We start from the raw sequence: 13141 nt of genomic DNA on the forward strand, positions 1-13141 counted from the left end.
GACGGCATGATGCGCAGCGGACTCGAAACCGAACGGTTGCGCCTACACGTGCGCGGCGCGGCGACGCGTCAGGTCCTGCTGCATGGCGGCCACGGCTTCGAACAACATCTCGTATTCATCGGCCGGAAGACGCGATGGATCGGAAAGCTGGGCCTTGAGCGCGGCCACGGCATCTTCCGCGTCGCCTATGGACAGCTCCTCCACCAGGAAAGACGCCAAACGGCCCTCGTCCTCCACAGCGCTTTCGGCGCCAGCGGTCAATATGCCGGTCGCAGCGGGCAGCACGCGCGCGACCTCGCTGACCAGCCGCGCGGGCTGAGCTGCGGGATCCTCGGCCAGCGTGTCCAGCATGCTCTGCGCGATCGTAGCGTGCGCGGGCTCGTGCCACTGCGTTTGCGCGAGCGCGTCGGCATGCAGCAAGCCCAAGTCGGGTCGGGACGCGATCAGGGCGAGCAGCTGGCGTTCGAAGCGACGCCGGTTGACCTCCGGCTGAGGAAGTCGCTCGCGCCGCGGCTGCGGAACTCGCCGAGGCTCGTTGTCTGCCGCGGCATCCGCGCCCTCGGCATCGGCAGCACGCGGCGGCTTCAGCTTCCCCAGCTGATCGAGCACGTCCTCCTCGCGCGCACGGCATCTGCTGGCGATCTGCACGGCGTAGTCGCGCGCCAACATGGAGTCCTTGATGGGCGCGAGCACCGAAAGCGCGTCGGCCAAGGCGGCCGAGCGGCCTTCGGCCCGGCTCAGGTCGTGCCGCGCCAACCGGCGGTCTATGCCGTACTTGAGCAGCGGCTGCGCATGCTCGACCAGCTCTTGCAGCGCCGCGCCCCCGCGATCCGACACGAAATCAGCCGGGTCCAGATTGTCCGGCAGCGTGACGGCCGCCAGCTCGATCTTGGTGCGGCCCGCCTCCGGCGTCATGCTGTCGTCGATGAACGCCAAGGCGCGGTCGGCCGCGCGCTGCCCCGCTTCGTCACCGTCGAACAGGTAGACGATGCGATGCTGCGCATGGCGCGCGAGCAGGCGAATGTGGCGCATGGTGAGCGCCGTGCCCAGCGTGGCGACCGCGTTTCTGATGCCCGCCTCGTGCAGGGCGATCACATCGGTGTAGCCCTCGCATACGATGGCGGTGCCCGTCGACGCCATGGACGCCTTCGCCTTCTCCATGCCGTACAGCACCTGCGACTTGTGGAACAGCGGCGTTTCCTGGGAGTTCAGGTACTTCGGCTCGCCCTTGCCCACCACGCGCCCGCCGAAAGCGATGCACTCGCCCTGCGGGTCGTTTATGGGAAACATCACGCGATTGTAGAATCGGTCGCGCAACCGGCCTCCATCGCCGGCCAGCGCCACATTAGCCTGCACCATCTCGTCGGGCTTGAACCCCTTCGCCGCCAGATGGCGCACCAGCTGCCCGCGACCCGGCGCGAAGCCCAGCCGCCACGTTTTGGGAACGTCGCCGCCAAGCCCGCGCGCGCCCAGGTAGCTGCGCGCGGCGCTCGCCTCGGGGCCGGGATTGCGCATGAGCTGCGTGTGGTAGAAATCCGCCGCTTCCTCGCACACGGCCTTGAGCCGCGCTTTCTTGCTAGAGCCCACGCTGCGCGGCCCGTCGGCGTCCGATATCTCGATATGCGCGCGCTCCGCCAAACGGCGCACGGCTTCGGGAAAGTTCAAATCCTCGGTTTTCATGATGAAGGAGAACACGTCGCCGCCCTCGCCGCAGCCGAAGCAGTGCCACAGCTGCGTGGCGGGATCGATCTTGAAAGAGGGGGTTTTCTCGTTGTGCAGCGGACAGCAACACCAGAAATCGCGCCCGCGCTGCTTCACGGGCGTGCGCTCGCCGATAACGGCCACCAGGTCGTTCGCCTCGCGTACCTTCTGAATGTCCTCTTCGCTGATGCCGGCCATGCGCGAACCCTACCTCTGCTTGTTCTGTTTGGCCAGAACGACGTTCACCAAAAACAGCAGGCCAAGCGCAAGGGACGGGCCCAGGTCCAGCAAACCGACCTCGCCCTCGCCTGCGTTCATGTACGTCATCACCAAGCTGCCCGTCATCAAGACGAAGCTCAGCACCGCGATGCCTGCGTAGATTCGCTCCCGATTCCTCATGCGCCGCCCTTCCGAGTTTTGTTTCGGACAGTATAGCGCAAGCGTGCAACCGCCGCGCGCCACCGCTCGACACGACGCCGGCGCTCTTGCAGGACCGGTGCCTGTGCAGGAACGGGGCGCTTGCAGGGCCGGCGACCTTGCAGGGCCGGCGACCTTCTGCCAAAACGGACGAGTTTTGCGGCGGTTTTTCGCCTTGTCGGGGCGATGCTGCTACAAGTGTTTTACATCGCACCTGATCAGAGAGGTATCGCCTGCTATTATCCTAGTTTGAGGACCAGCAAAACTCGTCCGTTTTGACACGGGCTCGCAAGGACGTGCGGACGGCGGCAGCAGGCGCGCGAAAACGCGTGGGCGGCTCGTCGCGGGCGCACGAGCACGCGAAGGTGCGCGGCGCTAGCACGAAAATCTACCGGATACGCGAGCGGCCGGACGCGCGCGGACGCCCCGCCGCCGTATGCTTCACGTGAATTTCCAGGCGAGCATCAGGAAATGATACAATCGGACTCTACTATTGACGCGATCTTCAACCTCGAATCTCGAAGGAGGACGCATGAACGAACCAGCCTCCATCCCCTACCTTGCCCTCGACAAGGGCGTCGAGGCGGCCATCCTGTCCGACCGAGCCGCCGGAAGGCGGAACCCGCACGCGTTCGACGACGCGGCCATCGCGCGCCGCGAGCCGAACCCGCATGACGAGGCAACCCTTACGCGCCCCGCCTTCGCGCGCGATATCGAGAAGATCATCAACGTGCCCGCCTACAACCGCTACGCGGACAAGACGCAGGTGTTCTCGTTCATCGAAAACGACGACATCTGCCGGCGCGGGCTGCACGTGCAGCTTGTCAGCCGCATCGCGCGAAACATCGGCAGCCTGCTGGGCCTGAACTGCGACCTCATCGAGGCCATCGCGCTCGGCCACGACGTCGGGCACACGCCGTTCGGCCATGCGGGCGAGCGGTTCCTCAACAAGTGCTACCACGCGCGAACCGGTCGCTACTTCAACCACAACGTCCACTCCGTGCGCGTGCTCGACCAGCTGTATCGGCGAAACGTCAGCCTGCAGACGCTCGACGGCGTGCTCTGCCACAATGGGGAATTCGCTCAGCAGGTGCTGCGCATGGGCGATACTGCTACGTTTTCCCAGCTAGACAACCTCGTAGAAGCCTGCAACGCCGACGAGGCAACTATCAAGACGCTGCGACCGTCCACGCTGGAAGGATGCGTCGTGCGCGTGAGCGACATGATCGCCTACGTGGGAAAGGATCGCGCGGACGCCATCGACATGGGCGTGATCGATTCCCTTGACGTGTTCGACAGCACGGTCATCGGCCGCGACAACGCCCGCATCATCAACAACCTGACCGTAGACATCGTGAACAACAGCTACGGATCCGACCGCATCGCCATGAGCGAAAACGTGTTCGCCGACCTCAAGCGAGCAAAACGCCAGAATTACGAGATCATCTACGAACGCGAGGGCATGGTCTTTGGAGCGGGAAACGTGGTTGAGGAGATGTTCGCGGAGCTGTACGATCGCCTGCTGAGCGACCTCAAGGCAGGAGACGAATCGTCGCCCGTGTTCAAGCACCACGTCTCGAACCTTGCAGCGAAATCTCGCACAGTATCGGCCGAGGAATACCTAGCCACGGAGCCCAACCAAATCGTCGTGGACTACATGGCCTCGATGACCGACAGCTACTTCACGGCCTTGCATGCGCATCTGTTCCCCAACAGCGACAAACTGGTTTTCGGGCGCGACTACTGCGCCGACTTGAGCTGAATCGAAAGGACGCCCCATGAAGCTTGTCATCGCATCCGATCTGCACGGTTCGGCCGCCGCCGTGCGAACGCTTGCCACGCGCATTGAAGAGGAGGCGCCGGATCGCATCGTTTTGCTGGGAGATCTCCTCTACCACGGGCCCCGCAACGACCTGCCGCAAGGCTACGCGCCCAAAGAGGCGCTTGCCATACTGAACGGGATGGCGGATTCCATCGTAGCCGTGCGCGGAAACTGCGATGCGGAAGTCGACCAGATGGTGCTCGATTTTCCCTGTATGGCCGACTATGCGCTGATCGAAGCAGATGGGCGTCTGCTGTACTGCACGCACGGCCACCTGCCCGGAAAATCCCCCGACGACGCTCCGGCGCTGCCGAAGGGATCGGCGTTCCTTTCGGGCCACACGCACGCCAAAACCCTCGAGGAACGCAACGGGGTGCTGTTCGTCAATCCCGGCAGCACCTCTATTCCCAAAGACGGAAGCGCCAGCTACGCCGTATACGATCAGGGGAAGTTCACGCTCAAAAGCCTCGAGGGGGAAACGATCCGCGAGCAACGCCGGTAAACCGACAAGGCAGAAGGCGAAGCGAGAGACGGCGCGGCGCGCAACCCCGGCAGCGCCCGCATCCCGCTTCGCCTCGCACTCCGCCCGTTACGACACTCGACCTCGATCCACCGTGTACGTCGCGTCGGCCACCGAAGCCGTCGATGCACGGTGGCTCACCAGCACGATGGTCTTTCCCTCGCGGCCGTCAAGCAGCGCTTTGAGCACAGCCGCTTCGTTCAAGCTGTCAAGGTTCGACGTCGGCTCGTCCAACAGCACGAACGGCGCATCGTGCAAAAACACGCGCGCCAGGCCGATGCGCTGGCGCTCGCCTCCTGACAGCGTATCGCCCAATTCGCCTACCGGCGTATCCAAACCCTGGGGAAGCCGCTCGACCAGGCTGGTCAACGACGCTTTGTCGCATGCCGCTTGCAGTTCGTCCTCCGTCGCATCCGGCTTCGCAAGCATGATGTTGTCCCGCACGGAGCCTGCGAACAGGTGGGTTTCCTGGGTCATGTAGCCCTGCAGCGCACGCAGGCTTTCCGTGTTCACGCGGCGCACGTCGGTGCCGGACACCTCCACCACGCCGCGGGTCGCATCCCAAAAGCGCATGAACAGCTTGCACAGGGTCGACTTGCCCGATCCGCTCCTGCCGGCCAAGTGCACGATCGATCCCGGCTCGATGCGCACGTCCACGTTGTCGAGCACCGCGACGTCTCCGTAGGAAAAGTCCACGCCACGAGCGCTTGCGCCCAAGAACTCCGACACGTCCGCACCGTCGAGCACGTCGTCGGTCTGAGGACGCTCGTCCAAAAGATCGAGAACCCGCGCGCCGCTGGCCAGCGTCTGCTGCAGCGTCGAGCCCAGGTTCGCCACCGCGATCACCGGCCCGAACGACGACATGAGCGCAGACGAGGCGACGATGGCGGCACCCGGAGAGAGCTGGCCCTTCGCCACCAGCGTACCCGCAGCCAGCACCATGACAACGTCGAGCGCCAGCACAAGCGCGTTCACGCCCGCCAAAGCGACCGAAGCGCGCCCCTTGAGGCGAACCTCATCGCACTCCAACAGCTTCGTGCGCTCAGCCAGCTCGCGCACGCGATCGCCCGCCCGCCCGAACTGGAGCGTTTCGCGCAGTCCGCGCAAGCTGTCCAGCACGAACGCGTTCATCGACCCCAGCCCCTCGCGCACCGCCTGACCGCTTTCTCCGGCGGCGAGCGACGACACGAACGGAGCCACGACGCCCACCAGCGCATACGAAGCCAAAGCCAAAACGCCCAGCAACGGCGAGAACCAGCCGATGAACGCCGCCATGCCCAAGGACACCAGCAGCGCGATCAGCGCAGGCGACAGCGTATGCGCGTAGAAAACCTCCAGGAGCTCGATGTCCGACGTGACAAGCGACACAAGATCGCCTTTGTCGCGGCCCTCGAGCTTCGCCGGCGCCAGACGTCGCAGCGCAGCGAACACCTTGTCGCGCACGAGCGCAAGCAGCTTGAAAGCAAGATAGTGGTTGCACAACTGCTCGCCGTAACGCAAAGGGCCGCGCGCAACGCCGCACACCGCCACCAGGACCAACGCCGTCCCAAGCCCCACGCCCTGCGGCAGCCCCGCCGCATCGGCCAGCGCGAACGCAGCCAGAACCGTAAGGAAAATGGCAGCGCCGAAGCCCAGCACGCCCAGCACCGCCGCCAGCACCATCCACGGAAGCAGCGGTTTCACCAGGCCCACAAGCCGCATCATCACGGCCAGGTGAGAACGGCGCGGCGCAGTTGCGAACGAAGAAGCGGCCGATGACGGCGTATCTTCCGCACTCGAGGGCGTTGCTTCCCCGCCTTCGGCATCGCCCGCACCGTCATCCCCGTTCGCACGCGAAGCTTCGCCTTCGCTCGCGCTGGCGAACCTCTCCAATGAAATCTGCTGGCGCCACAAACGTGCGAACGCGCCGTCACGCGCCAGCAGTTCGCCGCATGCGCCCGATTCGGACACGCGGCCATCGTCGAGGACGTAGATGCGGTCGGCCGACGCCACGGCGGACAGCCGGTGCGTGATCATGATGACGGTTTTTTCGCGCGCAAGGGCATGCACCACGTGCACGATGGCGCGCTCGCTTTCGGCATCGACGTTCGACGTCGCCTCGTCGAACACGTACACGGGCGTATCGTGCAGAAGGGCGCGCGCCAAAGCCAAGCGCTGCCGCTGCCCGCCGGAGAAGTTCGATCCCTGCTCGGCTACAGGAGCGTCGAGCCCACCCGCCGCGCGCACGAACCCGTCGGCTCGACAACGCTCGAGCACCGCCCACATTTCAGCATCGCTTGCCTGCGGGTCGGCCATGAGCAGGTTCGATCGCACGGATCCTTTGAACAGGTAGCTTGCATACGAAACCACGGTCACGGTGCGCGCCGCCGATGCTTGCGACACGCAGCCGAGCGGCACCCCGGCCAGCTCGACCTCCCCGGTGAATCCCGCGTTGCGTCCGCACAGAACGCCCGCGAGCGTCGACTTGCCCGATCCGCTTTCTCCCACGATGCCCGTGAACGACCCTGCTGGAGCGTCGAAATCCACGTCCGAGAGAACCGTTCGCTCGCCGTCGTACGAATACCCCACGCGACGGCATGTCACGCCCGCCTGTTCCGATTCGACGACCCGCGACCCTCGAGCCGTCTCCGGCGCATCCAGAATGGAGAACATCTTGTCGGCGGCGGCCATGCCGTTCATCGCCGTATGGAAGAACGACCCCAAGGTGCGCAACGGAATGAAGAACTCGGCCGACAGGAAGATCACCGAAAACGCCGCGAATAACGGAATCTCCCCGTTCGCGAACTGCACGAGCGCAACCACGATGCCCACCGCCGCGCCGCCGTACGCGAACACGTCCATCACCGTAACCGAATTGAGCTGCATGCGCAGAAGGCGCATGGTAGCGCGGCGAAACGTCTCGGCTTCGTCGTTCATCAAGCGATGACGCTCCTCATCGGCCCGGTATATCTTGAGCGTGGTCAGCCCCTGCAAGTTCTCCAAGAACGATTCGCCCAGATCAGTGTACGCGCCCCAGTACTGGCGCATGGCGCGCTTGGCGATCCTCTGCACCGCGACGATGGAAAGCGGGATCAGCGGCACGCATGCAAGCAAGGCCGATGCAGCGGGAAGGCTCAACGGCGCCAAGCAGGCGAACAGCGTGAGCGGTGCCAGAACAGCATAGACCAGCTGGGGAACGTACTGCCCGAAATAGCTTTCAAGCTGCTCGCAGCCCTCCACGCTCACCTGGACCGCTTCGGCAGTGGACACGCGCTCGGAGTACGCAGGTCCCATGCGCACCAGCTTCTCGTACACCTGCTGGCGCACCTCGCGCTTGGCGGCCTGCGCAGCGGCAAGCCCGCAACGCTGCGCGCCGGCCAAACACGCCATCCGCACCGCGATGGCGGCGGCTCCCGCGCATCCCAGGCCGATCAGCCAAGAACCCAGATCCTTCACGCCCTCGAACCACGCTTGCACGAACAAGCCGATGAACACCATAAGCGCCACGTTCGCAGTAAGGGCCGCCCACTGCAGCGCGACGTTGACGACAATGGGCCCGCGCGCGGCGGGCACCATACGCAAAAGACGCATGCTGAACACGAACATCTACCTTTCAGTCGACTCGACGGGTCGCGACGGCGCATCGACGTTCGACGGCGCCGCAGGGGACGGCCGGTCGGTCTTGACCACAAACCCGAAATACACGATATGCGCGATCCACACCACAGCCACCACGATGCGGCCGACCGGCACGTTGGCCATGAGCGCGAACGAAACCCCCAGCACGACGGTAAGCGGGCCGAGCAGCAGGAGCTTCGCCTTGACGGTCATCGTGCGCTTGGTGGCGTACCCTTCGACAACCGAGCGGTAAAGCCTGGTCGAGCGGAACCACGCATTCACCCGATCCGAGCTGCGAGCGAAACAAAACGCTGCCAGAAGCAAAAACGGAGTCGTCGGCAGAATCGGGACCACAGCACCAAGCGCGCCCAAGCCGAAGCTCGCAAGCCCCCCGAAGGCCCATAACCGTTGTCCGATCCTGCGTTTCTTCATAGACGAGCATCCTTCGCATCGCACCGACCACGTCGCCCGAAGCCGGACGACCCTTTGTTATCCAAAACTAACATAGATAGGATACGAGACGACCGCCATATTGTAAACCTTGGCTAATTTTCTCAACCAAAGCAGGTATCCGATGAGACGAAGGGACGGGGTCAATGACTCATTTTCTGGCCTGCGGCTGAAAATGAGTCATTGACCCCGTCCCTTCGTCTCATCAAAAAAATGCTGCGCCCCTGAAGAGGCGCAGCATCGCAAAACACATGAAGCAAACGGCTGCCTTACGCGTTCTCGACCTTCTTTTCGGGCACCAGGAAGATGAACACAAGCGAACTGATCAACAGCAGGAACGGATAGAACAAAAACGGAATGATCTGGAACGCCGACAGCGCATATCCCAGTTCAGCCGTAGCCGAAACGGCCACGAGCATCTGCGCACCGTACGGGATAACCCCCTGGAACACGCAAGAGAACGTGTCCAGAATGGACGCGGTCTTGCGCGGCGTGATGTCGTAGGTCTTCGCCATGTCGGCCGCGATGGGGTTGGCCATAACGATGGCAACCGTGTTGTTCGCCGTGGCGACGTCCATAGCGCCTACCAGCAAACCCATGCCCAGCTGGCCGCCCTTCTTGCTCTTGAACAGGCTTTTGATGCCGTTCAGCAAAGCGGTGAAGCCGCCGTACTCGCGAATGAGGGCGCAAATCGCGCTTACCAGCACGGCCACCATGGTGGTCTCGAACATGCCGGCGGCGCCCGAACCCATGTTGGCCAGCAGGTCGGTGGGAGCGGTCGCCCCGGTTGCCATCATGATGAAAGAGCCGGACACGATGCCCAGCAGCAGCACGATGAACACGTTGATGCCCACGATGCCGCCGATCAGCACGATCAGGTACGGGACAAGCTGGATCAGATCGTACTCATGATGCACGGTCCCGCTGATGTCGGCGCCCAGCGACAGCACCAAGATGATGACCAGCGTCGCAATGGCGGCAGGCAGGGCGATCTTGAAGTTCTCGCGGAACTTGTCCTTCATCTGGCAACCTTGGCCCTGGCATGCCGCGATGGTGGTATCGGAAATGAACGAGAGGTTATCGCCGAACATCGCGCCGCCCATGACGCTGGCCACGCACAGGGGCATGTCAAACCCTGACGCAGCGGACACGGCCACGGCGATGGGCGTGATAAGCGTGATGGTACCCACCGACGTTCCCATGGACAGCGACACGAAACAGCTGACCACAAACAGAACAACCACTGAATACTCAGCAGGGATAACGGAAAGCAGCAGGTAAGCGACGCTTTCCGCGCTATCGCGCCCGACGGTGCCCACAAATATGCCGGCAGCCATGAAGATGAGGATCATGGTGACGATCGTCTTGTCCCCGATGCCGCGGCCCATGATGACAAGCTTGTCGTCGAAGGGAAGCTTGCGGTTTTGGAAGCAAGCAACCATCAGCGCGATCAGGAAGATCACCACGATGGGGATGTTGTAGAACCCCATCGAAATGCCCAGAACGTACTCGAACAGCACGCCCAAGCCCAGATACAGTACGAGGAACACCCCGATGGGCAGAAGCGCCTTCACGTTCCCCTTTTCCATGCACGAACCCCTTTCCAATTGGAACAATCCGCTTATTGTACCCTAGCAACGCCGATTCAGGCCGTGCAATATCCCCAAACCGCGCAAGGTCAAGTGCTCGTCGGCGCAGGTCACGCGCTGCGAAAGCGCCGCCATCGCCTGTGCGTCCTCGCCCGTGGCAACAACAGTCGTCCGATACCCCAGCTCGCGCCACACGGCATCCACCAACCCGTCGATGCGCGCGACTTCGCCCATGACCACGCCGGCCTGCATGGCTTCGCGCGTGTTCTTCCCGATCACCGACGCCGGCGTGCGAAGATCCACAACCGCCAGCTGGGCAGCCGCATCCGACACCGCCCGTGCAGAAAGCTTCAGGCCCGGAGCGATGATGCCGCCTACGAACACGCCGTCAGCATCAACTACCTCGAAGTTAGTCGTCGTACCCAAATCGACCACCAAAAACGGCGGCTCGTACGCAGCCTTCGCGGCGGCAAGGTCGGCTACGCGATCAGCCCCCAGCTCGCCCGGATCGTTGTAGCGCATCTTGACCCCCGTCTTCAAACCGGGACCCACCACGACCGGGCGCCTTCCCGTCAGGCTCTTCACGGCGGCAGTCCACGCGTCCGTCAAACCGGGAACCACCGACGCCACAATGCCGTCGTCAACGGAAACGGGATTGTCGAGCGTCGCCAGAAACGAGGATATCCGAACGCGAACCTCGTCGGCCGTCATGCGCTCGTACGTTGTAGCCGTCCAGGTAGCCGTCAGCTCGCCCGCTTCGAACAAGCCCAGATTGGTCACCGAATTCCCCACGTCAACAGCCAATACCGACTGAAACGCGCATATACGCTGCCCGGCTCGACCCTCGCTCATAGAAGCCGCCTTCCTTCATGAATTACACAATCACGCGAATTTAACGATACTCGTCGCGCGCCGCACCGATTATACTGTACGCGTCCGATCAGTAACCCGACTTCCTAAAACGCAAGGGGAAGCGGATATACGAAAAGGAGAAGGATATGGACTCTGTCAAAGGGCAGCTGACGCTGCGCGGCGTTCTTATAGGCTGCGCGGGCTGCGCCATCATCACCGCGGCATCGGTGTACACGGCCCTCAAAATGGGGGCGCTCCCTTGGCCTATCGTGTTCGCGGCCATCATCTCGCTGTTTTTCCTGAAAGGCCTCGGTCGCGGAAAAGCCAGCCTCAACGAAGCGAACGTCACGCATACGGTTATGTCGGCCGGCGCCATGGTGGCGGGCGGCCTCGCGTTCACCATCCCCGGCATCTGGATGCTGGGCTATGCCGACGAAGTGGGATGGTTCGAGATGCTGCTGGTTGCGCTGTCCGGCGTGATCTTGGGCCTTATCTGCACCGTTATGTTGCGGCGGCACTTCATCGAGGACGCCGAGCTGGAATACCCTATTGGAGAAGCGGCTGCGCAAACGCTCATCGCCGGCAACGCAGGGGGCAAGGTGGGCCTCAAGCTGTTCGGTTCCATGGGCCTTGCCGGCGTCTACACTGCGCTGCGTGATTTCTTCGGCGTGATCCCGGCCATGCTGTTCGGCAACGTAGCCGTTCCCGGAGTCGCATTCGGCATCTACAACTCGCCCATGCTCTTAGCCGTAGGCTTTTTGGTGGGCACGGGCGCGGTGATCGTATGGTTCGCCGGAGCGCTGTTCGCAAACTTCGGCATCATCGTAGGCGGATCGGCAACCGGGCTGTGGGACGTTGCATCCGGGCAGGGAATCGCGTCCAGCTTGGGCATGGGCGTGATGATGGGCGCCGGCCTGGGCGTCATTTTCAAGAACATCCTGCCTAAAGCATGGCAGATGATCAAGAACACGAAAGGCTCGCTCACCGTGGCCGCCAGCTCCGCGCCCTCGAACGGCTCGAGCGACAATCCGGCAGCACGGCGCCGCATCCGCCTAAGCGCGGGCATTGCCGCATGCGGCGTGGCAGCCGTGGCGCTGCTCATCTGCTTCGGGCTGCAGCTCGGCCCCGTACCCGCCGTGATCGTGGTGGCGCTGGCCTGGGTGGCTACGGCCATGAGCGCGCAAAGCGTGGGCCAAACGGGCATCGACCCCATGGAGATCTTCGGCCTTATCGTGCTTCTGGCCGTGGCGGCCGTATCGAGCGTACCGCAGGTTCAGCTGTTCTTCGTCGCAGGCATCGTGGCCGTCGCATGCGGCTTGGCCGGCGACGTGATGAACGATTTCCATGCCGGCCACGTGCTGGGCACGTCCCCGAAGGCGCAGTGGATCGGCCAGGCCATCGGCGCCGTGCTGGGCGCGATCGTGGCCGTGGCCGTCATGGCCGTGCTGGTGAGCGCTTACGGGCCGGAATCGTTCGGCCCCACCGGATCGTTCGTGTCGGCGCAAGCGTCGGTAGTGGCCACCATGGTGTCGGGCATCCCGTCCGTGCCGGCGTTCGCCCTTGGGCTTGCGGCGGGATTCGCGCTCTACCTGCTGAACTTCCCCGCCATGATGCTGGGCCTGGGCATCTACCTGCCTTTCTACATGTCGCTCACCGCGTTCATCGGCGCCATGGTCAAGGTAGTCTACGAGAGCGCGTGCAAGCGCCGCCGCGCCAAGCTCTCCCCCGACGAGCGCGCCGCGAAGGAGAAGGAGCAACAGGAGACCGGTCTTGTGGTATCGAGCGGCGTTTTGGGCGGCGAGTCCATCGTCGGCGTACTGGTGGCCTTCGCCGCCGTGTTCGCCGGAATGGGCGCGTAACGCCGAGCCTGCAGCAACAATGCGACCTGCAACGATATCGCTGCAGGTCGCATCGCGAACCACCGGCTGCGTGCTGCGCCCGCGTCGCAGCACGCAGCCGTGGCGTCCGCAGGCTTTAGCCCGCATTGTCGCCCGAAACGTACGGTTTCAATGAGAAAACCGTACGTTTCGGGCGACAATGTTCGTCCTACGAACCGAATGTCTGCCGTCCGCCTGCACGGATTCTGTGAAATGATAGGTCAAGGTCTCATGGGTCGGATGATGGTGGGATGCGATGAAAGCCAATGATGCAGAACTAGCCGGGCTGCTCTTGCAAGCCGAACGTACGGAAAAA

9 protein-coding genes are annotated in these 13141 nt (G+C 63.4%); 3 read left to right on the top strand and 6 right to left on the bottom strand.

Features of this window, described 5'->3' with window-relative positions; translation table 11 throughout:
- Positions 1 to 42: 42 nt before the first annotated feature.
- Both dnaG and DMP08_RS03050 read right to left on the bottom strand, forming a co-directional pair.
- Positions 43 to 1899 carry a DNA primase gene (gene dnaG, locus DMP08_RS03045; RefSeq protein ID WP_123191522.1) on the bottom strand — a complete coding sequence of 619 codons (1857 nt, stop codon included), beginning with the start codon at positions 1897 to 1899 and terminating at the stop codon, positions 43 to 45.
- Positions 1900 to 1908: 9 nt separating this feature from the next.
- Entirely contained in the window at positions 1909 to 2100 is a 192-nt protein-coding gene (locus DMP08_RS03050) for a hypothetical protein (protein WP_114565961.1), read from the bottom strand.
- Positions 2101 to 2650: 550 nt separating this feature from the next.
- On the opposite strand from DMP08_RS03050, the gene DMP08_RS03055 reads away from it, so the two are divergent.
- Both DMP08_RS03055 and yfcE read left to right on the top strand, forming a co-directional pair.
- On the top strand, positions 2651 to 3880 hold the full coding sequence (locus tag DMP08_RS03055; RefSeq protein ID WP_123191523.1) for a deoxyguanosinetriphosphate triphosphohydrolase family protein: 1230 nt from the start codon (positions 2651 to 2653) through the stop codon (positions 3878 to 3880).
- A 16-nt stretch (positions 3881 to 3896) separates the two neighbouring features.
- A complete protein-coding gene (yfcE, locus tag DMP08_RS03060; protein ID WP_123191524.1) occupies positions 3897 to 4442 on the top strand; it encodes a phosphodiesterase in 546 nt (181 codons plus the stop codon).
- Between the two features lie 87 nt (positions 4443 to 4529).
- Here yfcE and cydC read toward each other — a convergent pair whose 3' ends face one another.
- The 4 genes from cydC to DMP08_RS03080 all read right to left on the bottom strand — a co-directional run bounded on the left by cydC (position 4530) and on the right by DMP08_RS03080 (position 10948).
- Complete coding sequence (gene cydC / locus DMP08_RS03065) at positions 4530 to 8039, bottom strand: thiol reductant ABC exporter subunit CydC (protein WP_123191576.1); 3510 nt, start codon at positions 8037 to 8039, stop codon at positions 4530 to 4532.
- A 6-nt stretch (positions 8040 to 8045) separates the two neighbouring features.
- The gene (locus DMP08_RS03070) at positions 8046 to 8489 is read right to left on the bottom strand and encodes a YbaN family protein (protein ID WP_123191525.1); all 444 of its coding nucleotides are present in this window, start codon (positions 8487 to 8489) and stop codon (positions 8046 to 8048) included.
- Between the two features lie 287 nt (positions 8490 to 8776).
- On the bottom strand, positions 8777 to 10096 hold the full coding sequence (locus tag DMP08_RS03075; RefSeq protein WP_123191526.1) for a Na+/H+ antiporter NhaC family protein: 1320 nt from the start codon (positions 10094 to 10096) through the stop codon (positions 8777 to 8779).
- 42 nt (positions 10097 to 10138) lie between these two features.
- Positions 10139 to 10948 (bottom strand): type III pantothenate kinase, encoded by an 810-nt coding sequence (locus DMP08_RS03080; protein ID WP_123191527.1) that lies wholly within the window; start codon positions 10946 to 10948, stop codon positions 10139 to 10141.
- Positions 10949 to 11094: 146 nt separating this feature from the next.
- Between DMP08_RS03080 and DMP08_RS03085 the strand changes: the two genes are divergently transcribed.
- A complete protein-coding gene (locus DMP08_RS03085; RefSeq protein WP_123191528.1) occupies positions 11095 to 12807 on the top strand; it encodes an OPT/YSL family transporter in 1713 nt (570 codons plus the stop codon).
- Positions 12808 to 13141 lie beyond the last annotated feature (334 nt).

Origin of the sequence: Paraeggerthella hongkongensis, from assembly GCF_003726035.1 — a bacterium.
Lineage (GTDB): Bacteria > Actinomycetota > Coriobacteriia > Coriobacteriales > Eggerthellaceae > Paraeggerthella > Paraeggerthella hongkongensis.